Raw genomic sequence first — 19,654 nt, forward strand, 5'->3', positions numbered from 1 at the left:
GAGTCAATACAAACTCACCTGTTTTATTTTGCCAACAGCGCCGCACCGCGCATGCCACCATCATGAGAAAAATGCCCCGGCACCACCAGCGGCTGGGCGCTGCGGCGTAACACGTAGCCTTGCACCACACTATCTAACGCCGCAATCAACGGCGTCACAGACGCCAGCCCGCCACCGACCACTACCACGGATGCACCGGTCATATTGATGCAGTAAGCGAGCGGCTGCCCCACCAGTTGCAGCCAGGCAGTGAGGGTTTTCTCCGCCAGCGTCTCCTGCTGTTGCCAGCGCGCGATAATATCGATACTGGTGGTCATTTCGCCATGCAAAACGCGATGCAGATTCTCCATCCCACGCGCGCCGCCCCAGCTATCCAGACAGCCTTTTTGCCCACAGGGGCAGGACAAACGCGGCAGACGATGCCACTCACCTGCAATCTCGACCTCAGTCAGGGTGATCGGGCCATGTCCCCACTCACCGGTTAAGCCATTTTGTCCGATGATGATGCGGCCATCAGCCACCAGACCGCCGCCCACACCCGAACCGAGGATGGCACCAAACACCACCTTGTGGCCTTTGCCCGCCCCCGTCAGGGCTTCTGCCAGGGTGAAACAATCGGCGTCGTTATGCACAATCACCGGGCGTTGCAATTCGACACCCAACTCTTGCGCCAGTTTGCGCTGATGAAAAGCCGGAATATTGCTGGCAAAGATTTCACCGCTATCCGGTGCCACAATTCCGGCGGTGGAGATTGCCACCGGACTGCTGGCGCTAAAATGCTGCTGATGCTGGTCGATCATGCTGCGAATCAGTCGAATAAACTCAGGCCAGGAGGTACTCGGCATTTTTTCCTGACAGAGCAGGGTCAGATCGCCGTCAGCACGCACCATCCCCAGTTTGATAAACGAACCACCTAAATCGAAACAAATCACCGTATTCATAAACGCTTATCCATTACATCGCGTAAACCGTCACCCAACACGTTAAAGCCGAGTACAGTAATCAAAATCGCCAACCCAGGGAAAAGTGACACGTAGATATTCAGACCGAGAAAATTGCGACCATCGCTCATCATGGTGCCCCACTCCGGCATTGGAGGTTGTACCCCCAATCCCAGGAAAGACAAGCTGGCCGCAGACAACACCACCGCACCGGCCGTCAGGGTTGACTGCACAATCAGCGGGCCAATCGCGTTACGCAAAATATAATGGGTAATAATGCGTGGGTAGCGCACCCCCAGCATATGGGCCGCCTCGATGTACTCCATATTTTTCAGCCCCAGCGTCAGGTTGCGGCTGAGGCGTGCATACACCGGGATGGAGAACAGGGAAATGGCGATCAGCATATTGGTTAACCCCTCACCCAATACGCTGACAATCAGGATCGCCAGCACGATGCCCGGAAAGGCAAAAATGATGTCCATCACCCACATAATCAACGCATCAAGTTTGCGGCCCGCCAGGCCAGAGATAATGCCAAGCGGAATACCGACCACCATCGAAATTGCTACGCTCAGGCATACCTCAAACAACGAGATTCGCGCACCGTAAATCACGCGCGAGAAAATATCCCGTCCGTAATCGTCAGTACCAAACCAGTGCGCGGCTGAAGGAGCCTGAAGTGTGTTGAGCAGGTCCTGCTCAATCGGGTCCCAGTGCGTGATCAGCGGTGCCAACAACGCTGCCAGTACCACCAGTAATACCAGTCCACCCCCCAGCGCAATCGAAGGATACATGACCAGAAAATGCAGCAGTTGTCGGCCACGCGATCGACGCGGCAGCACGGTCGTTTCGAGGCTGTTCATCAGTCGAACCTTATTTTCGGATTCAGCAAGCCGATGAGGATCTCACCCACCAGGTTCATCAGCACCACACCGGTCACCGCCACCAGGGTCACGCCCTGAATCACCGGGTAATCACGGTAGCGCACCGAATCCACCAGCAGACGGCCAATACCCGGCCAGTTGAACACCGACTCCGTCACTACCGCCCCGCCAATCAGGCTGCCGAAGTTCAAAGCGACAATGGTGACGATGGGGATCAGCGCGTTGCGCAGCGCATGCTTCCAGTGAATGCTACGCGTCGACAACCCTTTGGCTTTGGCGGTACGGATGTAATCCTGGCTCAACACATCAAGCATGCTGGAACGCGTCATGCGCGCGATCATCGCCATCGGCAAAATCGCCAGCGTCACCGTCGGCATGATGTAGTTACGCCACGAATCCGCCCCCAGCAACGGCAACCAGCCGAGCTGCACCGCGAAATAGTTCATCGCCAACAATGCCAACCAAAAGTTGGCAATTGAGGCTCCGGCAATGGTCAGCACCATCACCACCTGATCCGGGATGCGCTGGCGATAGATCGCCCCGGTCATCCCGGCGGGGACACCAATGGCGATAGCCAGCAGATAGGCCAGCGCCGCCAGCGACAAGGTGTAGGGTAACCGTTCGCTGATCTCAGTCATCACCGGGCGCTGCGACTGCAACGACATGCCAAGATTACCGTGCAGCGCTTCCGCAGCAAACTTCACGTATTGCAGTGGCAGCGGCTGATCCAGACCCAGTCGGATGCGCATATTATCCACCGCTTCCTGCGGCGCTTCCGGCCCGGCCATCAGGCGCGCCGGATCGCCCGGCAGCGCGCGGATAGCGATAAACACGATGATCGACACGCCGAAGATAATCAGCGGCAGCGACAGCACCTTTTTCGCGACATAGGCTTTCATAACGGCTTGCCCTGGGTTAATTTTTTACCGCATCGCGCACCACCAGCTGACCGCCGGGCTGCATGGTGACACCACTGATATTTTTACGCGCGGCATACAGATCATCCTGATAAAACAGCAACACCTGCGGGGCCAGACCGCTGATGCGCTTCTGCGCTTCGAAATACAACGCTTTGCGTTTGGCGTCATCCATGGTCGAAGCGGCAGTGTCGATCAGATCATCGGTTTGCTTATCTGTGAAGAAGCCTAAGTTGGCACCACCCGGCGCAAAGCTGCTGGTGTGATACAACGGACGCAATTGCAGGTCGGATCCGTACAGACCGGAAGACCAGGACGCCAGCACTGCATCGGTGCCCTGCGCAGCTTTCTCTTTACCATCGGCAAAGGCGGCTTTGGTCCACACGCCGCTTTCCATCTGGCGCACATTAAGTTTCACACCCACCTTAGCCCACATCCCCTGCAATACCTGGGCGGTACGTGCATCCGGAGCCTGCACGGCAATCGACATAGCAAAACCGTCGGGATAGCCCGCCGCTTTAAGCAGATCTTTGGCTTTTTGCAGGTCATACGGGTAATCATGTAAGTCTTTATCGTAGTTGGCATCGATCGGGGCCAACGCCGAATTCGCAGGTTGCGCGTAACCAAACATCACCGCTTTACTCAGCGCCTGTTGATCGGTGGCGAAGTTCAGCGCCTGACGCACCCGAACATCGCTCAACGCCTTACTTTGCGTATTCAGATCCACCCAGAATACTGCCGCACCCGGCGACTGCTTCAGGTTAACGTTAGGATTGTTTTTTAACATGCCAGCGAATTGTGGCGGCACCGGGTTGATAATATCGACCTGGCCGGATTGCAGCGCCATATTCATCACTGAAGGCTCGCTGCTCCATGTCCATTTAATTTCGTCCGGACCGGATGATTTACCCCAGTAGTCGGGGTTCTTTTTCTCCAGCACAAATTCACCCGATTTGTATTGCACCAATTTATACGGACCGGTGCCGTCGGCCTGATTATTAATACTGCCCGCTTTATCCGCCTGTGGGCTGACCATTAATCCCGGCCCTGACGCCAGAATGGTTAAAAATGCCGGGTTAATTTTTTTCAGTTGAAAGGCCACCGTCAGGTCATCGATTTTTTTCACATCCTGAACAAAGGTGCGAATTTTACCGCTGGCCGCCAACCCGCGTTTGGTATCGAGATGGCGTTGGAAGTTTTCCACCACCGCATCGGCATTAAACGAGGTGCCATCATGGAACTTCACATTTGGCCGCAGTTTGAAGGTCCAGTTAAGACCGCTGGCATCGGTACTCCAGGACAACGCCAGTGCCGGGACAATCTTGCCGTCATCACCGAGACGCGTCAGGCCTTCGTACATCGGATCCAGTACCGTGCCGGTAAAAGTGGCGGTCTGGTTACCCGGATCCATGCTGCGCGGCGGTTCGTTCTGCATAATAACCAGTTGGCTGGCAAAGGCGGAGGCGCTGGCAAATAACGACATCATGCAGCCCGCGAGAGTAATGACTCTGAAACGCTTAAGTGTGCTTTCCATGAAGGCCCTCAGATACGATCGGTGAATTAACCGCGTTATATAAGGCATAGTTCATAAACAAAAGCCAATACGTTAGTTCATATATTTTACTTATATCTCTATCCTGGTTCAGGAATTTAACTAAATCATCTTGTCTTTGTGCTCATGGCTTATTATTGTCGGTTCACCACTGCCTTGTTTTGAGGTTCAGCATGCTCAATGCCCATCAGCAACAAATTATCCGTCTGCTTATCGCGTCACATGGCATGAGCCGCACCGCTATCGCGCAGAAAATGAAACTGAGTAAGGCAGCCATCAGCACCCTGATTAAAGAGATGTTGCACGCCGGTTTAGTGGAAGAAAGTATTCCGGAAGCCACCGGCCAGGGCCGTCCCTCGGTGTTATTAAAAATGCGTGCCGACAGCGCCTATTTTCTCGGTGCCTCGTTACTCGGTGAAGCCATTACCCTGGTGCTGATTGATATGCATGGCCGGACGCTGGCGACCCGCGTGTTGCCGCTGAATCTCGATCCGCAACAACTCACCCGAGCCATCGCCGATGCCATCCCCCCGTTGGTGACGGAGCAGGGGATTTCACCCGATCAACTGATTGGTCTCGGTGTCACCCTCTCCGGCTTCGTCGATGAGCATCAGGCGGTGTGCGTACAGTCCGCGCTGCTGGGCTGGAAAGACGTCCCGCTGGCCGACATGCTGAAAGCGCAAACAGGGCTGGAGGTCTCGCTGGAAAATGACGCCAAAGCCCTGGCGGTCAGCGAGAAAATCTTCGGGCTGGCGAAAAAGATCCGCAACTTCACCCTGATCTCCCACAGCGACGGCATCGGTTCGGCGCATTTCTTTCAGGGACAACTGCATCGTGGCGCGCATGGCGGCGCGGGTGAAATTGCCCACTGCACCATCGAACCGGGTGGCCGTCCCTGTCGTTGTGGCAAGCGTGGTTGCCTCGATACGCTGGCCTCGTTAACCGCCATCCGCGAGAACATGCGCGACAAGGCGATTGCCGCGCAGACGCTACCAGAGCTGGAGACCCAGGCGGTAAAAGGCAGCAGCGCGGCCATTGCCATTCTGCACCAGGCGGGTAATGCCCTCGGCCTCGCCATCGCCAATATCGTACAGATGAACGATCCCGAATTGATCGTCATAGCCCATCATCCGGGGGCGTTCGATGGGCTACTCAAAACCGTGGTGATGCAGGCGATTGATGCCAATGTCCTGCCCTCCATCATGGGCAAAACCCCGATCTCGACCATCGTCCTTAACGATGAAAGCTGGGCCAGAGCCGCAGCCAGTGTGGCGGCCTATCGATTCCTCATTCATTTACCCGAGTAGCGGAGGCTGCTATGCGCATTGCTTTTGGTGGTATTCATACGGAGTGCAGTACTTATAACCCAGTGCTGAATTATGCTGATGACTTCCGCATTCTGCGCGGTGATGAATTGACGGCCAGCCCGTATTTTGCGTTTCTGGCTGATTACGATGCCACTTTCCTGCCAACTTTCCATGCGCGTGCCATCGCCGGTGGTCCGGTGGCGCGTGTGACATACGACGATTTTAAACAGGATTTTCTTACCCGCCTCGCCGCCATGCTACCGGTAGATGGCGTGTACCTGGCGATGCACGGCGCGGTCTACGTTGAAGGGATGGAGGATGCCGAAGGTGACTGGATCACCGCCACCCGTGAGCTGGTCGGCGCTGACTGCCCGATCACCGTCAGTTATGACCTACACGGTAACGTCACCCAACGCATTATCGATGCCATTGATATGTTCTCCACCTACCGCACCGCGCCGCATATCGACGTGGAGGAAACCATGCGCCGTTCAGTATCGATGCTGGTAAAAAGCCTGCACAGCGGTATCAGACCGGGTGTGGTGTGGGCACCGATTCCGGTGGTATTGCCGGGTGAACGTACCAGCACGGAAGATGAACCGGCGAAAAGCCTGTATGCCCGCCTACCCGGCATTAACGCCCTCGAACATATCTGGGATGCGTCACTGATGGTGGGTTACGTCTGGGCCGATGAACCGCGCGCCACCGCAGCGGCGATCATGACCGGCACCGATGCCGATGTGCTGGCAGAACAGGCGGCAAAACTCGCCCTGGCGTACTGGCAGGCGCGGGACGAATTTGTCTTTGGCTGTGTCACCGGCAGTACCGAGGAGTGCGTGCGTATGGCGATTGCCAGCCCCACTCATCCGGTGATCCTCGCCGATTCCGGTGACAACCCGACGGGCGGTGGCGTCGGCGATCGCGCTGATATGCTGGCCGAACTGATCCGCCAGCAGGCGCAGGGGGTGATCGTCGCCGGGATTACCGATAAACCCGCCACCGACGCAGCCTTCGCGGCCGGTGAGGGATCCATATTGCCGCTGACCGTGGGCGCCACGCTCGATCCCGCAGGCGGCAAAGCCAGTGCCGAATTCACAGTAATCAGGCTGGTCGACGATGCGCGTTCGATCGCGAAACAGGCCGTACTGCAAACTGGCGGCATCACCCTGGTGGTGGCCGATCGACGCCGCCCTTATCATAACCTGGCGGATTTTGCCCTACTGGGCCTCGACCCGGCAACGGCTGAGATTGTGGTGGTGAAATCGGGTTATTTGTCGCCGGAACTGGCACCGCTGGCCAATCCTAACCTGATGGCGTTATCGGAAGGGGTGGTGGATCAATACGTGGAGCGGCTGGTGCGTCAGCGTAAAACCCAACCGGCTTACCCGTTCGACACCGATTTTGACTTCCTGCCGGTAAGCACCCTCTCCGCCCGGTTTGTGCCCGAGACACACCAATGAGCGTGTTGCGCGTTGAGAACCTGACAGTGGCCTTCCGCACTGACCAGCACTGGCGTGAGGTGGTCAAAGATGTCTCCTTTGATATTCACGCCGGTGAAACGCTCGCCATCGTCGGTGAATCGGGTTCGGGGAAAAGTGTCACCTCGATGGCGATTATGCGCCTGTTAAATGCACGCCACACGCGGATTAGCGGTAAAGTGCTGCTCAACGGGGTGGATTTGCTCGGCTTAAGCGAAGCCGCGATGCGCGATGTGCGCGGCAACGCCGTAGCGATGATTTTTCAGGAGCCGATGACCAGCCTGAATCCGTCATTTACCATCGGCCACCAGATTGCTGAAGCGCTGATTACCCACCGTAAGATCTCAAAACGCGCCGCACGCGAAGAGACCATCCGCCTGTTGGAAAAAGTGCGCATCCCCAATGCGGCTAAACGTTTTGCTGACTATCCACACCATTTTTCCGGTGGCATGCGTCAGCGGGTGATGATCGCCATGGCGCTGGCGCTGCGCCCCAAACTGTTGATTGCTGATGAACCTACCACCGCGCTGGACGTCACCATCCAGGGGCAAATCCTCGATCTGATCAAGACCTTGCAGGAAGAGGAAGGCACCGCAGTATTGTTTATCACCCACGATATGGGGGTGGTGGCTGAGGTGGCTGACCGTACCCTGGTGATGTATCAGGGGGAGAAAGTGGAAAGTGGCACCACCGCCGAAATTTTCTCCGCCCCGGCGCAGGCATACACTCGCTCGCTGATCGCCACAGTGCCGCAGCTCGGGGCTATGTGCGGTATCGACGGGCCGCGTAAGTTTGCTGACGATGCGACAGTTGCTTATACCCTGCCATCTCCCTCTGCGCGCCCGTTGCTCTCGGTCAAGAATCTCAGTACACGGTTTAACATTCACGAGGGTTTGTTTAGCCGGAAAACCGGGGCGGTGCATGCGGTAGAAAATATCTCCTTCGAGTTGCTGCCGGGTGAGACGTTGTCGCTGGTGGGAGAATCCGGTTGTGGCAAATCCACCACCGGGCGCTCCCTCACCCGGCTGACGGCGGCAACATCCGGGCAGGTTGAGTTTGATGGCTACGATGTGTTGAACCTTTCCGCCAGCGAACTGCGCAAGCTGCGCTGCGCAATGCAGATGATTTTTCAGGACCCGTTTGCCAGCCTGAATCCACGGATGTCGGTGCAGGAAGCGCTGACCGAGCCGTATTTGCAGCATCAATTGGGCAGCAAGGCTCAGGCAGTGCAGAAGGCTGCGGCATTGATGGAGCGAGTCGGGCTGGCGGCGGCGATGATGAAACGCTATCCGCATGAGTTTTCCGGCGGCCAGCGGCAACGTATCTGCATCGCCCGTGCGCTGATGCTTGATCCGAAGATGATCATTGCTGATGAATCGGTCTCTGCACTGGATGTGACGGTGAAAGCGCAAATCATCAACCTGCTGCTGGATTTGCAGCAAAGCCTGGGGTTGTCATATCTGTTTATTTCCCACGATATGGCGGTGGTGGAACGCATCAGCCATCGGGTGGCAGTGATGTTATTGGGTGAGATTGTTGAAATTGGCCCGCGCGCAGCGATTTTCGAAAACCCGCAGCATGACTACACCCGCAAGCTACTGGCGTCGGTGCCAGTGCCCGATCCGGCCAGACGTCAGTTGAAACGGAAGATGGAGGTCAGCGAGCTGAAAAGCCCGGTACGGCCAGTGGGCTATGAGCCTGAGACACGGCGCTATCGTGAAGTGAGCGCCGGACATTGGGTGATGGAGTGAGGATTTGCGTTATCAAACGTAGCGGCGCGATTTATCGCGCAATTTCGTGCACGTTGCAGGAAAAATCCGCGCGATAAATCGCGCCGCTACGCCTTCATTATTTTATCATCGATAAATCAAACATCTCCCCACCGCTAAAGCTCCACTCTTCGGCGCTGGTTTGCTGAATCACCACCATCACATCATTGGGATCAAGGTCCAGCCGCTGTTGCAGACGTTCACTTAATACACGGTAAAAGGTCTGTTTCTGCTCAGTCGAACGCGATTTACCCGCCACCAGACTGAACAACACGTAGCGATCGCTGCGTCCGCCACTTAGATAGTGGCGATCATAGATAAATCGCGCCGCTGGCAGGCTTTCAATGATTTGAAAGCGATCGGTCGGCGGCACGCTGAATTCCGTCACCAGCACCTCATGCAACGTCTCGGATAACGTTTGCAAATCTGCGTCACTCCAACCTTCGCGTACCAGAATTCGGGTAAAGGGCATCAGATATTCTCCTCGTCAAGACAGGTTAAGGCAGCCACGGCGGCGGGCCAGCCCGCGTAAAATGCCAGGTGGGTAAAGAGTTCTGCCAGTTCGTCATGCGTGAGGCCATTTTCCACTGCAAATTGCAGATGCCAGGGCAGTTGCTGCACTCGTCCCAACGCCGTCAGTGTTGCCAGGGTGATCAGGCTGCGTTCGCGCGCAGTCAGTGCAGATCGCTGCCAGATGTCGCCAAACAATACCTCTTGCGTCAGTTGTGCCAGCTTAGGTGCCACACGTTGCAGCGAGTCACGATCGAGGGATTTCGCCATCTCTTTTCTCCTTGATTGAATATGCAATGAGTGTCGCGCGCTGCTACAATCCTGAAAATCATATTATTCAGGACTCATCATCCTGATTTTAAGGATGCTTATGGAGAAGGTTCCGATCGCGCTTGACAGCGACGCGTTACGCAGCTTTGTGCTGGGCATGGAGATGGGCAGCTTCGCGCTGGCGGCACAGCAGCTGTGTCGCTCGACCTCCGCCGTCAGCGCCCAGTTAAAAAAACTGGAGCAGCAGTGCGGCACCCCGCTGGTCGAAAAACGTGGCCGCCATCTGGCACTGACACCTGGTGGCGAGATTCTGATGAGTTATGCACGTCGTCTGCTGACGCTCAATGATGAAGCCTGGCGCGCGGTACGCGGTGAGTTGTTGCAGGGTGACGTGCGTATCGGCATGCAGGAGGATTTCGGTGAAGCGCTGATGCCGGGGATTCTCGGCCCTTTCAGTCGTCAACATGCGGGGGTACGTATCAGCGCTCGCGTCGACCGCAACCCGCCGTTGTTACAGGCGATAGCCGGGGATAGCCTGGATATGGCATTGTTGTGGCAGGGTGATAATCTGCCCGCCTCAAGTCAACTCCTTGGTCAATGCGCGCTGGCGTGGATCGCGGCTCCCGATCTCGATGTGGCTGCCCTGCTGGCAAGTGGTGAACCGTTACCGCTGGTGATGTTCGAGACCCCGTGCCTGATGCGCACCCGCGCCCTTGCCGCGCTGGAACAGGCCGGGCTGTCGTGGCGCGTGGTGTTCACCAGCCATAGCCTGAGTGGTATCTGGGCGGCGGTCCATGCCGGGTTAGGTGTGACGCTACGCAGCCAGATCGGACTGCCAGCTGGATTGAAAGTTGTTCACGCACCGCTGCCCGCTGTCGGTCATATCGGCATTGCCTTGTTGCAGAAGAATAATGCTGATGCCGCACAGCAACTGCTGGGGCAACTGATGGCTGAAGCCGTGAGCAGTTTTCTGGTGTCGTAGCTGCGCGATTTATCGCGCGGATTTTTCCGGCATCGAGCACGAAATTGCGCGATAAATCGCGCCGCTACGAATATAAGGAAAGTGGTGTGCCTCAGTTCAATCAATATGGTCAACCCGTTGGTTTTGCCCTGCCGGATTGGCAGCCCGTCGTACGTCCAGCCGCGATCCCTCTAACAGGCCGCTTTAGTACCCTTGAACCTTTACAGGCCGGGCACGTCGCATCGCTGCTGGCCGCCTTTTCTCAGGCAGAAGACGATCGTGACTGGACATGGCTGGGCGCGGAGCAACCGCGCACGCTGGCTGAGATGGCACGTTGGGTAAGCGATAAGATGGCCGATGGCGGGCTGGTTCCTTATGCGGTCATCAATCAGACCACCCAACAGGCAGTTGGTCTGGTGTGCTTCGCCAATATCGACAGGCAAAATGGTGCCCTGGAGATCGGCCATGTTACCTGGTCACCCCTGATGCAACGCAACGTACTGGGCAGCGAGGCGATCTATCTGCTACTGACCCAGGCGTTCGCTCTGGGTTATCGCCGCGTGGCATGGCGCTGTGATTCGACCAATCATGCCTCCCGTCGCGCAGCGGAACGTCTTGGCTTCACCTTCGAAGGCCGATTTCGCCAGGCGATGACACGGAAACAACGTAATCGCGACACCGACTGGTTGTCGATTATTGATAGCGAATGGCCGACCATTCAGCAGGCAATAACACGCTGGTTTGGCGAAGAAAATATGAGCAATGATGGACAACAAATACATCCCCTTCATTATTTCCTTAAGCGGAATTAATTTTTTTGCAAACCATTGACCCTGGCAAAATAGCGGTTATAAATAGTGAGCCACAACACTAAATAACCGCTCATTCTGAGCGGAAATAGAAAATACATTTGTAACCAAATAAATCCGCCCGATCACTTCAATAGTTTTTAAACTAAATAAATTTTAAAATTTCAATAACAATGTTTTAAATTTGTTGCGAACTTTTTACTCATCGCTAAGAAACGTTGTTATCGCAATGAAAAAATCAACTAAATTAATCACCTCGCTTTCGCTCACCGCTTTACTCGTCAGCTCTGCTGTCCATGCCGCCGACACGCCGGAAAAGACTGACGTGCTGCTGATTGGCGGGGGCATCATGAGTGCTTCTCTGGGGACCTGGCTGGAAGAGTTACAACCCAGCTGGAAACAAGTTATGGTCGAAAAACTGGATGGCGTGGCGCTGGAATCCTCCAACGGCTGGAACAACGCCGGTACCGGTCACTCCGCCAATATGGAGTTGAACTACACGCCAGAACGTCCGGACGGCAGCATTGACGTTAGTAAAGCGCTGGAAATTAATGAAGCCTTTATGATTTCGCGCCAATTCTGGACTGCTCAGGTTAAACGTGGCGTATTAAATAATCCGCATAACTTTATTAACTCAACGCCACATATGAGTTTTGTCTGGGGCGATAAAAACGTTGAGTATCTGACGAAGCGTTATGACGCGTTGCAGAAAACCGTGCTGTTCCAGGGCATGAAATTCTCAACCGATCACGCGCAAATTCAGCAGTGGGCACCGCTGATTATGGAAGGCCGCGATCCGCAGCAGAAAGTCGCGGCGACCTGGACTCCGGTCGGTACTGACGTTAACTACGGTGAAATTACCCGTCAGCTGATTGGCAGCCTGAAAAAGAATGACAACTTCTCGCTGGAAACCTCGTCTGAAGTCACCGATTTCAAACGTAACAGCGATAACAGCTGGCACGTCACCATCAAAGATGTGAAAAGTGGTGAAAACCGTACCATCGACGCCCGTTACGTGTTTATCGGTGCCGGTGGCGGCGCGCTGAAGCTGTTGCAGAAAACCGGTATTCCTGAAGGCGAAAACTACGCGGGCTTCCCGGTCGGTGGTTCGTTCCTCGTGACCGAAAACCCGGCTATCACCAGCCGTCATCTGGAAAAAGTGTACGGCCAGGCCTCGGTAGGCGCACCGCCGATGTCCGTACCGCACCTCGACGCACGTTTCCTCGACGGCAAGCGTGTGGTGCTGTTTGGACCTTTTGCGACCTTCTCCACCAAGTTCCTGAAAAACGGTTCGCTGTTTGATCTGTTGGGCACCACCACCACCAGCAACTTTATGCCAATGACCCATGTGGGCATTGATAACTTTGACCTGGTGAAATACCTGATTGGTCAGGTGATGCTGAACGATGATGACCGCTTTGCTGCACTGAAAGAGTACTTCCCGGACGCGAAGAAAGAAGACTGGAAACTGATCCAGGCGGGTCAGCGTGTGCAGATCATCAAGAAAGATGCCGAGAAAGGTGGCGTGCTGAAACTGGGTACCGAAATCGTGACCGATCAGCAGAAAACTGTCGCCGCGCTGCTGGGTGCGTCACCGGGCGCATCAACCGCTGCACCGATCGCGATCAACGTGATCAAACAACTGTTCCCGACTGAGTTCGCCAGCCCGGAATGGCAGCAGAAGATTCATCAAATCGTCCCCGCCTACGGCCAGAAGCTGAACGACAATCCAGCACTGGCGCAGCAGGTTTGGGATGACACCGCAGCCACGCTGCAACTGACCAAACCACCGGTGATCAATATGCCAGCCGCTGACGCTCAACCGCAGGCAACCACACCAGCAAAAGCAGCCCCGTCACCGCAACACGATATGGCGCTGTAATCCGCAAAACCCCGTACCTGATGGTGCGGGGTTTTTTCTTTCTCTCAACTGCGTTCAATGGCACACAGATAACAGCCGAACCGCGCGCTATGCACGTGAATATAGGCGGTTTCCGGTTGACGCAACATCTGCAAAATTAACAGTTCCGCCTCAGTACCTTGCGTGACTTCCGCCGCAATAATCATATGTGCTGCATTAAAAGCTCGCAGCGAGAGTAGCCGGGTGGTCAGATACGCCGGGACTTCATCCTGATAAAAGCCCTGCGTGGTGCATCCCTCATGGATATAAATGGCGTGTCTGCCTGAATAAGGCGTTGCCGCCGGTTGGTAGGCGTGATTGACCAGAATCGCATACTCCCCCACCGGCACATCACGCAATGCAATGCGATCAGGAAAACCGGCGTCTTTATCTGCCCGCTTACGTACTGCCAGATGCAACGCCAGATAGCGCTCATCCTGACCAAACAAATGGGTAAACTCTCTGCTGTCCAAACCGCGAATGGTATAAGCCATACTCACCTCCAGGCGTTAAGCGTGGTGGTATTAAGCCCCTGAACACATTGGCATGCTCGCTGTTAGCGGTCATGGAGTTTTCGTTGGATTCGCCTGTCAGCTAAAAATTCGCTATTATCCGCTGCCACTCTCCATCCAGGCAGTCTGATGTCTACCATTATCGATACCTTTATTGCCCCACCGTGCCATGAGCAGATAGAAACGCTCTATCAGGACGAACACCTGGTGTTGATCAATAAACCCGCAGGGCTGCTTAGCCTCTCAGGCAAAAATCCGCAGAATCTCGACTCGGTACATCATCGGCTGGTCAAGGTTTTCCCTGGCTGCACCCTGGTTCACCGCCTTGATTTCGGCACTTCCGGGTTGATGGTGATTGCGCGTAACAAGGCGATCAATGCCGCCCTGTGCCAGCAGTTCAGCCAGCGCACCGTGACCAAGATGTACAGCGCACTGCTCTGCGGACATCTGGAAGACGATGAAGGGATGATCGACGCGGCGATTGCCAAAGATCCGGCGCGCTTTCCGCTGATGTCGATTTGTGCCACCCACGGTAAACCCGCTCGTTCCCGTTATCAGGTGGTTGAACGTTTCTATCACGAGTTGGAAGACAGTGCGTTGCTGCCATTGACGCGGGTACATCTCATCCCGGAGACCGGGCGCACCCATCAACTGCGTATTCACTGCCAGCTGCTGGGGCACCCTATTCTTGGCTGCGATTTGTATGGCGGTCGCCTGCTGCCAGGCACCGAATTGACGCCAAGGTTGATGCTGCACGCCAGTGAGTTGAATCTTGTCCATCCCATCACTGGCGAGTGGATTAATGCGCGTTATCACAGCCCGTTCTGAACGGGCCGCTCGCTGCTTACCACATCAAATCATCAGGCACTTTAAAATCAGCATAGGGATCATCTTCATCCTGCTGTTCCTGGCTAAGCACGCTATTTAAGACAATGCTGCTCGCATCTCGCTGGGCAATTTTATCGGCCACCACTGCCGGGATAATCGCGTATTCACTCTTGCCACTGCTATCAACCGCCAACCGAGCGATAGCAAGACGTCCGTTCACCAGCTGCGTTTGCGTCAACTTATCCACAATTATTTTTTTAATTACATTGTTATCGGTGAAGTTAAATTCAATATCGCCTTTTGTAACGACGATTCTGTTCATCTCAATAAGCTGCTTCACCTGAGCTTTATATTCTTTTGCTAACGTCGCTTGTTTTTGTTGTTCGCTTAGCTGCTTGTCTCGCTCAAGTTGCGCTTTTTTATTCTCTTCTACCGCCTCTCTGGCCTCACGAGCCTGAACGCGTGATTTTTTAGCCGTTTTTTGCACTTTGGCCATTTTCTTGCTGGAGACTAATCCAGCCTTCAGCATCTGCTCTTGTAAGGTAAGTTTTGTCATTTTCGCTTCTAAACCGTCTAAAAATTTTTTGGGGTCAGACCCAACACTCACGACTACTCATTGCCCCATTGATTGAGAAACGTGGCGATCTCATCAATACGCGACGTCTCGATACCCGCGTCACTGGCCATCTCTTGCTGTGCTTGCTCACTGATCTCTTCGTTATTCATCAAACGCGTGATCAACAGCTGAAAATAGTGCGCCAGCGCATCACGTTCTGAGTCGTTCACCGGTTTGGCTGTTTCTGCCGAGTACTCATCCACGATGTCATAAAATTTTGGCGATACGTCGTTGTTCATCAGTTGTCCTCAGAGATTAAAGTCTATGCGCCCCACGACAGGCATCATCCGGCCGGGATGATAGCATTGTTATTCCGTTTTTTCTGTTGATGTATTGTGGATGATAAACTCAGGCGCATAGCTAACAGGAAAATTGACTGACCTGGCAATAAAGCAGACTTTATGGATCTCATCATGAATTTTAGTTGCTGTATCAATATCCGTACCGGCTAAGACCGTTATCTTTGGTTTGAGTGTGGCTGAAATGAAGCGACCGGCCCCACCTTTTGCAACCTCACCTATCGCCACTGGCGAGTCTTCATAATGCATGACAGTGATGCCAGCATCAGCGGCCAGGTGCAAATACCATAACATGTGGCATGCGGAGAGCGAGGATATCAGGAGATCTTCAGGGTTCATTTTACCGGGATCACCACCGAGCAATGGGTCATTTGAACAATGAATGGTTTCCTTGCCGGTTATGGCTATATCCCAGGTGCGTGCATATGACTTGTAGCCCGATGTTCCTGTCCCCAGATTTCCTGTCCAGGCTATATGCGAAGTGTAACTGTGTTCCATTGATTTGCCGCTCCCCACCTGAATGATTAATACATGAATTTATACTCTGCGAGACTGGCAAGCTGTCATCACTGCCGTCTTGATGGCATAATGGTATACCATTTATTGATTGTGTAAAAAAGGTATTATGAGCGAAGCTGCCCTTTCAACCGCTGACATGCTTGCCCGAGAGATTAAGAGTCTCATTAACAAAGGATTACTGCAGGATGGCGAACGTCTTGTTGAAAGGGATCTTGCCAGTCAGTTTTCTGTCAGCCGCATTCCGTTAAGAGAAGCTATCCGGCAACTTGAGAGAGAAGGCCTGGTTGAGGTTTACAGAAACCGTGGCGCTGTCGTCAAAACGCTTTCTGCGGCCGATGTTGATGAAATTTACCAACTCCGGGCGTTACTGGAAGGGGAAGCCATTTTTCAAAGCCTACAATTCATGGACAGCGAAACCATTGAGCGAGCAGCGCTTGTACACAAGCTTCTCGGAAGCGCGTCAGAACCCGCACAGCAGGGATCATATAACCGGGAATTTCATGAACTGCTGTATCGCAAGTGTAAAAATCAGCGCCTGCTGACAATGATTGATGAACTGCGCGCGCAGATAGAAAGGTACGAGCTTTTTCAGAATCGATTGCTGTCGGAAACGCTGACTTTTCAGCATGAACACGAACGTATTTTAACCGCCTGCCAGGAGAACAATCCAGATTCCGCTCGCGACTATACCGTCAAACATATTTTATCCGCAGGGCAGACGCTAAAATCTTTCATCCTCAGTCGTTAATCCCCCATAGCACCTTGAGGCCTGGGGGATCAGCAACGCTGCTTACCTGGCAGGAACGTCAGGCACGGGTCGCAATCAGAATGGCGGAGGCCTTGATCAGCGCCAGCACGCGGCTGCCCTGATTCAGCTTCATCTCTTCCTGGCTTTCGTTAGTGACAACGGCAACAATTTCAAACCCGGCGTCAGTGGCAATGTGCACCGTCGCATTAACCGCACCTGCGGTGACGCGGGTGACGCTACCGGCAAACTGGTTACGTGCGGAGAACTTCAGGCCACACGCCTCAGTGGCAAGCGTGACCCAAGGCGCTTTGATAAACGCGATGGCCTCTTTACCGGCGGCCAGGCCTAATGCTTCTTTACTGCTGTGGGTGACGATCGCCACAAGTTTTACGCCGCCGGTTAGCGTCAATTCGACTTCGTCATTGACCGCGCCGGTGGTGACAGCGCTGACCGTGCCGACCAGTTGGTTACGTGCTGATACCTGCATAAAAACTCCTTATCTCGCTGATTGAGTGATTATCGAATTTATCTGATATCAGTTTATTTAGCGTGATTTCCGTTCATGTTCAATAAGCCACTTTTGGCGTGCCAGCCCACTACCGAATGCGGTCATCGCACCCTGTTTACCGATAATTCTGTGGCATGGAATGACGATGGCGATACGGTTTGCCCCCTTAGCTGCGGCTACCGCGCGAACGGCATTGGGTTTGCCAACCTGCCCGGAAAGTGCCTGATAATGTGATGTTTGGCCGTAAGGAACCGCGCGTAGTTCCTGCCAGACGGAACGTTGAAAATCACTGCCTGGCATATCCAACATCAGCTCAAACTGCTGACGCGTGCCGGAAAAATATTCACTAATTTCTTTTTCCGCTTGTCGGGTATGACTATTTTCACCTGACAGGATGCGGGCGTTCAGCAAACGTTGAAGATCGCGTAATTCCGTCTCTAATCGTTGATGGTCAGTAAATTCCAGCAGGCAAACTCCACACTCCGTGGCACAGACAAACATCGGCCCCAGCGGCGTAGTGAAACGATGAATAATCATCACCTGGATCTGCTCCGTTGGCGCAGCGCCCGTGAGCCGTTTATAGGTATAGCCAAAACCACTTAATGATTCGTAACCGTTATCAAAAGCCACATCGGTGGCGGCACGTCCCCCCTTAAGCTCCTGAAGGACTACATTCATCCGTTGCATCCGTTGAAATGCCTGGAAGGTAATACCGTGATTCTGGAGAAACCAGCGCCGCACCCGCTCGGGGCTGATATCGTGTTTACGTAGCTCTGCATCGCTGATTCGTGTTTTAGGATGAGCGCGCACCCGCTCAAGCGCTTGTTCAATGAACAATGGCGCACTGTGCGCGTTTTCAGTAGGACGGCACACTTTGCAGGGGCGAAACCCTGCCTCCAGAGCAGATTTAACATCGTTATAAAACTCGACATTTTCACGCTTCGGTTTCCGCGCCCGGCATACCGCAATACAAAATACGCCGGTGGTTTTGACACCCACAAAAAACACACCGGTATACTCTGGATCACGCGCAAGTAATGCCTGATACCAGATATCGCACTGGCCATCATCGAGAACTTTCATCAACAAAAATGCCTGAAAATGATTGTTGTGACTGAATAATTCGCATCAAATCATTCAGCTTAGATTGCATGGCTGAATGAACAAAATTTCCCATCGAAATGCGTCTCACGCCGATTCTTGCCAATATTTCGAAGCGGGGGAGATCTGGCATACACATAAGGTTTAACGGCAGATTAATTTCTTGAGCAATGATCTCAATATCTTTTTCTGACGTCAGACAGGGGACGAAAAGCCCGTCAGCGCCTGCTGCCGCATCCCAGACATTGGCGATAAGTAAGGGTTTCGTTTGATGGTGTAGCTCAGTGAAGTTCATAATTTTCTCCTGTAATAATATACAGGGTGAATGTAGAGTATCCAAAGAACCCCTCACAACCGAAAATCGGACGACCATTTTTTGTTGGCGCAATGATTAGATCACTTATCTACTATGCCTGCTTCCTTTTTGTGGGGATTCACCAGCCCGTAGCCCCATGAGTATATTACTAATATTCCAGTAACTGCCTTCCGGATTCTTTTTCTTCGAGATATTCAAAGGGGAGAAGATGAATTTTTTCATGATTGTAAAACCATTCGCTGTCGTTTCGTTGAATAACGTCACCAGGTTTGAAACATATCCCGGATGCAGCCCGAACGATCGCATACTTCCCATTATTAAACATTACCCTATGGATACAAAAGGGTTGATTTTCTTCGCCCACAATGCGACTTGCAAGGATATCTCCTTCAATAAAAACAGCTTTTCTGGTTTTCATAAGGATTACCTTTATAGCAGAAGTTATATCAGTTTGTTGTCACTTTCCTGTTCGCTCCGTATCAGAAATGAGAGACTGGTCAACCACCAATACCCCGGACTCTGACGGGAAAATTCTGTAGGGTGTGTTATTAATTATACGCCTTTATTTAATAATATTTGGCTGATGTTACGGATATTTATTCCTGAGCCAGGCAATGAGGGAAATTGTGATATAATACCTTTCCCTGAGGAATTTATGATGAAATCAGAAGACACCCTGGACTGGTACCCGGCACAGTTGCCGCCAGTGAAGATTATCCTTGGTGAAGCTGTTCTGGCGGAGGGCAAACTGGGGCGGCCAATTAATACCCGGACGTTGCTTGAGTACCTGCAGGTGATACAGGGCAAGCAAAAAAAACGAGATGATAAAGTCGCGATGCAAACGGCGATTGATGTTCTCAGAGATAATCAGCGCATTAACGGCAGGCTTTAATGCGCATGTTTAGCTTG

The 19,654-nt window shown here is 53.5% G+C and carries 23 protein-coding genes; 9 read left to right on the plus strand and 14 right to left on the minus strand.

The window, feature by feature from the left end; genetic code table 11:
- Positions 1–23: 23 nt before the first annotated feature.
- Genes AC6I8W_RS22760 through AC6I8W_RS22775 form a run of 4 tightly spaced genes read right to left on the minus strand, consistent with a single transcriptional unit; the run spans position 24 to position 4,276 of the window.
- Positions 24–941 carry an ROK family protein gene (locus tag AC6I8W_RS22760; RefSeq protein ID WP_497838391.1) on the minus strand — a complete coding sequence of 306 codons (918 nt, stop codon included), beginning with the start codon at positions 939–941 and terminating at the stop codon, positions 24–26.
- Complete coding sequence (locus AC6I8W_RS22765) at positions 938–1,804, minus strand: ABC transporter permease (protein ID WP_497838392.1); 867 nt, start codon at positions 1,802–1,804, stop codon at positions 938–940. The genes AC6I8W_RS22760 and AC6I8W_RS22765 overlap by 4 nt, the downstream gene beginning before the upstream one ends.
- Positions 1,804–2,724 carry an ABC transporter permease gene (locus AC6I8W_RS22770; protein WP_497838393.1) on the minus strand — a complete coding sequence of 307 codons (921 nt, stop codon included), beginning with the start codon at positions 2,722–2,724 and terminating at the stop codon, positions 1,804–1,806. The genes AC6I8W_RS22765 and AC6I8W_RS22770 overlap by 1 nt, the downstream gene beginning before the upstream one ends.
- Before the next feature lie 16 nt (positions 2,725–2,740).
- Positions 2,741–4,276 (minus strand): ABC transporter substrate-binding protein, encoded by a 1,536-nt coding sequence (locus tag AC6I8W_RS22775; protein WP_497838394.1) that lies wholly within the window; start codon positions 4,274–4,276, stop codon positions 2,741–2,743.
- 191 nt (positions 4,277–4,467) lie between these two features.
- Here AC6I8W_RS22775 and AC6I8W_RS22780 point away from each other — a divergent pair, with 191 nt between their 5' ends.
- Genes AC6I8W_RS22780 through AC6I8W_RS22790 form a run of 3 tightly spaced genes read left to right on the plus strand, consistent with a single transcriptional unit; the run spans position 4,468 to position 8,830 of the window.
- A complete protein-coding gene (locus AC6I8W_RS22780; protein ID WP_497838395.1) occupies positions 4,468–5,601 on the plus strand; it encodes an ROK family protein in 1,134 nt (377 codons plus the stop codon).
- 11 nt (positions 5,602–5,612) lie between these two features.
- Positions 5,613–7,061 (plus strand): M81 family metallopeptidase, encoded by a 1,449-nt coding sequence (locus AC6I8W_RS22785; protein ID WP_497838396.1) that lies wholly within the window; start codon positions 5,613–5,615, stop codon positions 7,059–7,061.
- On the plus strand, positions 7,058–8,830 hold the full coding sequence (locus AC6I8W_RS22790; RefSeq protein ID WP_497838397.1) for an ABC transporter ATP-binding protein: 1,773 nt from the start codon (positions 7,058–7,060) through the stop codon (positions 8,828–8,830). The genes AC6I8W_RS22785 and AC6I8W_RS22790 overlap by 4 nt, the downstream gene beginning before the upstream one ends.
- A 97-nt stretch (positions 8,831–8,927) precedes the next feature.
- On the opposite strand, the gene AC6I8W_RS22795 is transcribed toward AC6I8W_RS22790, so the two are convergent.
- Positions 8,928–9,320: a tautomerase family protein gene (locus tag AC6I8W_RS22795; RefSeq protein WP_497838398.1), complete on the minus strand. Its 393-nt coding sequence runs from the start codon at positions 9,318–9,320 to the stop codon at positions 8,928–8,930.
- Entirely contained in the window at positions 9,320–9,628 is a 309-nt protein-coding gene (locus tag AC6I8W_RS22800; protein WP_497838399.1) for a carboxymuconolactone decarboxylase family protein, read from the minus strand. The genes AC6I8W_RS22795 and AC6I8W_RS22800 overlap by 1 nt, the downstream gene beginning before the upstream one ends.
- A 100-nt stretch (positions 9,629–9,728) precedes the next feature.
- Between AC6I8W_RS22800 and AC6I8W_RS22805 the strand changes: the two genes are divergently transcribed.
- From AC6I8W_RS22805 to mqo, 3 genes are all read left to right on the plus strand, one after another.
- The gene (locus AC6I8W_RS22805; protein ID WP_497838400.1) at positions 9,729–10,610 is read left to right on the plus strand and encodes a LysR substrate-binding domain-containing protein; all 882 of its coding nucleotides are present in this window, start codon (positions 9,729–9,731) and stop codon (positions 10,608–10,610) included.
- An 86-nt stretch (positions 10,611–10,696) separates the two neighbouring features.
- A complete protein-coding gene (locus AC6I8W_RS22810) occupies positions 10,697–11,401 on the plus strand; it encodes a GNAT family N-acetyltransferase (protein WP_497838401.1) in 705 nt (234 codons plus the stop codon).
- A 226-nt stretch (positions 11,402–11,627) separates the two neighbouring features.
- Positions 11,628–13,280: a malate dehydrogenase (quinone) gene (gene mqo, locus AC6I8W_RS22815; protein WP_497838402.1), complete on the plus strand. Its 1,653-nt coding sequence runs from the start codon at positions 11,628–11,630 to the stop codon at positions 13,278–13,280.
- Positions 13,281–13,324: 44 nt separating this feature from the next.
- On the opposite strand, the gene AC6I8W_RS22820 is transcribed toward mqo, so the two are convergent.
- On the minus strand, positions 13,325–13,792 hold the full coding sequence (locus tag AC6I8W_RS22820) for a DUF1203 domain-containing protein (RefSeq protein WP_497838403.1): 468 nt from the start codon (positions 13,790–13,792) through the stop codon (positions 13,325–13,327).
- Positions 13,793–13,939: 147 nt separating this feature from the next.
- On the opposite strand from AC6I8W_RS22820, the gene AC6I8W_RS22825 reads away from it, so the two are divergent.
- Positions 13,940–14,638, plus strand: a complete 699-nt coding sequence (locus tag AC6I8W_RS22825) for an RluA family pseudouridine synthase (protein WP_497838404.1) — start codon at positions 13,940–13,942, stop codon at positions 14,636–14,638.
- Between the two features lie 16 nt (positions 14,639–14,654).
- Here the strand turns inward: AC6I8W_RS22825 and AC6I8W_RS22830 are convergent, their stop codons facing one another.
- The 3 genes from AC6I8W_RS22830 to AC6I8W_RS22840 form a co-directional block, all read right to left on the minus strand.
- Positions 14,655–15,194, minus strand: a complete 540-nt coding sequence (locus AC6I8W_RS22830; protein ID WP_497838769.1) for a DUF2058 domain-containing protein — start codon at positions 15,192–15,194, stop codon at positions 14,655–14,657.
- A gap of 53 nt (positions 15,195–15,247) precedes the next feature.
- Positions 15,248–15,493 carry a DUF2543 family protein gene (locus AC6I8W_RS22835; RefSeq protein ID WP_497838405.1) on the minus strand — a complete coding sequence of 82 codons (246 nt, stop codon included), beginning with the start codon at positions 15,491–15,493 and terminating at the stop codon, positions 15,248–15,250.
- A 69-nt stretch (positions 15,494–15,562) separates the two neighbouring features.
- A complete protein-coding gene (locus AC6I8W_RS22840; protein WP_497838406.1) occupies positions 15,563–16,051 on the minus strand; it encodes an OsmC family protein in 489 nt (162 codons plus the stop codon).
- A 127-nt stretch (positions 16,052–16,178) separates the two neighbouring features.
- Between AC6I8W_RS22840 and AC6I8W_RS22845 the strand changes: the two genes are divergently transcribed.
- A complete protein-coding gene (locus AC6I8W_RS22845; RefSeq protein ID WP_497838407.1) occupies positions 16,179–16,820 on the plus strand; it encodes a GntR family transcriptional regulator in 642 nt (213 codons plus the stop codon).
- 58 nt (positions 16,821–16,878) lie between these two features.
- Here the strand turns inward: AC6I8W_RS22845 and AC6I8W_RS22850 are convergent, their stop codons facing one another.
- The 4 genes from AC6I8W_RS22850 to AC6I8W_RS22865 all read right to left on the minus strand — a co-directional run bounded on the left by AC6I8W_RS22850 (position 16,879) and on the right by AC6I8W_RS22865 (position 19,163).
- Positions 16,879–17,307, minus strand: a complete 429-nt coding sequence (locus AC6I8W_RS22850; RefSeq protein ID WP_497838408.1) for a TOBE domain-containing protein — start codon at positions 17,305–17,307, stop codon at positions 16,879–16,881.
- 57 nt (positions 17,308–17,364) lie between these two features.
- Entirely contained in the window at positions 17,365–18,411 is a 1,047-nt protein-coding gene (locus AC6I8W_RS22855; protein ID WP_497838409.1) for a bifunctional transcriptional activator/DNA repair enzyme AdaA, read from the minus strand.
- Positions 18,395–18,724, minus strand: a complete 330-nt coding sequence (locus AC6I8W_RS22860; protein ID WP_497838410.1) for an isocitrate lyase/phosphoenolpyruvate mutase family protein — start codon at positions 18,722–18,724, stop codon at positions 18,395–18,397. Before AC6I8W_RS22860 ends, AC6I8W_RS22855 begins: the two co-directional genes overlap by 17 nt.
- Before the next feature lie 169 nt (positions 18,725–18,893).
- Positions 18,894–19,163, minus strand: coding sequence for a hypothetical protein (locus AC6I8W_RS22865; RefSeq protein ID WP_497838411.1), 270 nt, complete (start codon positions 19,161–19,163; stop codon positions 18,894–18,896).
- A gap of 240 nt (positions 19,164–19,403) precedes the next feature.
- On the opposite strand from AC6I8W_RS22865, the gene AC6I8W_RS22870 reads away from it, so the two are divergent.
- The gene (locus AC6I8W_RS22870; RefSeq protein ID WP_497838770.1) at positions 19,404–19,637 is read left to right on the plus strand and encodes a YnaE/YdfK family cold shock protein; all 234 of its coding nucleotides are present in this window, start codon (positions 19,404–19,406) and stop codon (positions 19,635–19,637) included.
- Positions 19,638–19,654: the final 17 nt, after the last annotated feature.

It is taken from the genome of Pantoea sp. X-Soil-TKNS-1211 (assembly GCF_059730495.1).

What these genes read in the sequence shown, in the direction of transcription:
- AC6I8W_RS22830 (WP_497838769.1), bottom strand. Translation starts at nt 15,194, where the DNA reads ATGACAAAACTTACCTTACAAGAGCAGATGCTGAAGGCTGGATTAGTC.
- AC6I8W_RS22835 (WP_497838405.1), bottom strand. Translation starts at nt 15,493, where the DNA reads ATGAACAACGACGTATCGCCAAAATTTTATGACATCGTGGATGAGTAC.
- AC6I8W_RS22790 (WP_497838397.1), top strand. Translation starts at nt 7,058, where the DNA reads ATGAGCGTGTTGCGCGTTGAGAACCTGACAGTGGCCTTCCGCACTGAC.
- AC6I8W_RS22765 (WP_497838392.1), bottom strand. Translation starts at nt 1,804, where the DNA reads ATGAACAGCCTCGAAACGACCGTGCTGCCGCGTCGATCGCGTGGCCGA.
- AC6I8W_RS22860 (WP_497838410.1), bottom strand. Translation starts at nt 18,724, where the DNA reads ATGAACTTCACTGAGCTACACCATCAAACGAAACCCTTACTTATCGCC.
- AC6I8W_RS22775 (WP_497838394.1), bottom strand. Translation starts at nt 4,276, where the DNA reads ATGGAAAGCACACTTAAGCGTTTCAGAGTCATTACTCTCGCGGGCTGC.
- AC6I8W_RS22760 (WP_497838391.1), bottom strand. Translation starts at nt 941, where the DNA reads ATGAATACGGTGATTTGTTTCGATTTAGGTGGTTCGTTTATCAAACTG.
- AC6I8W_RS22780 (WP_497838395.1), top strand. Translation starts at nt 4,468, where the DNA reads ATGCTCAATGCCCATCAGCAACAAATTATCCGTCTGCTTATCGCGTCA.
- AC6I8W_RS22855 (WP_497838409.1), bottom strand. Translation starts at nt 18,411, where the DNA reads ATGAAAGTTCTCGATGATGGCCAGTGCGATATCTGGTATCAGGCATTA.
- AC6I8W_RS22840 (WP_497838406.1), bottom strand. Translation starts at nt 16,051, where the DNA reads ATGGAACACAGTTACACTTCGCATATAGCCTGGACAGGAAATCTGGGG.
- AC6I8W_RS22865 (WP_497838411.1), bottom strand. Translation starts at nt 19,163, where the DNA reads ATGAAAACCAGAAAAGCTGTTTTTATTGAAGGAGATATCCTTGCAAGT.
- AC6I8W_RS22785 (WP_497838396.1), top strand. Translation starts at nt 5,613, where the DNA reads ATGCGCATTGCTTTTGGTGGTATTCATACGGAGTGCAGTACTTATAAC.
- AC6I8W_RS22845 (WP_497838407.1), top strand. Translation starts at nt 16,179, where the DNA reads ATGAGCGAAGCTGCCCTTTCAACCGCTGACATGCTTGCCCGAGAGATT.
- AC6I8W_RS22770 (WP_497838393.1), bottom strand. Translation starts at nt 2,724, where the DNA reads ATGAAAGCCTATGTCGCGAAAAAGGTGCTGTCGCTGCCGCTGATTATC.
- AC6I8W_RS22825 (WP_497838404.1), top strand. Translation starts at nt 13,940, where the DNA reads ATGTCTACCATTATCGATACCTTTATTGCCCCACCGTGCCATGAGCAG.
- AC6I8W_RS22870 (WP_497838770.1), top strand. Translation starts at nt 19,404, where the DNA reads ATGAAATCAGAAGACACCCTGGACTGGTACCCGGCACAGTTGCCGCCA.
- mqo (WP_497838402.1), top strand. Translation starts at nt 11,628, where the DNA reads ATGAAAAAATCAACTAAATTAATCACCTCGCTTTCGCTCACCGCTTTA.
- AC6I8W_RS22795 (WP_497838398.1), bottom strand. Translation starts at nt 9,320, where the DNA reads ATGCCCTTTACCCGAATTCTGGTACGCGAAGGTTGGAGTGACGCAGAT.
- AC6I8W_RS22805 (WP_497838400.1), top strand. Translation starts at nt 9,729, where the DNA reads ATGGAGAAGGTTCCGATCGCGCTTGACAGCGACGCGTTACGCAGCTTT.
- AC6I8W_RS22850 (WP_497838408.1), bottom strand. Translation starts at nt 17,307, where the DNA reads ATGCAGGTATCAGCACGTAACCAACTGGTCGGCACGGTCAGCGCTGTC.
- AC6I8W_RS22820 (WP_497838403.1), bottom strand. Translation starts at nt 13,792, where the DNA reads ATGGCTTATACCATTCGCGGTTTGGACAGCAGAGAGTTTACCCATTTG.
- AC6I8W_RS22800 (WP_497838399.1), bottom strand. Translation starts at nt 9,628, where the DNA reads ATGGCGAAATCCCTCGATCGTGACTCGCTGCAACGTGTGGCACCTAAG.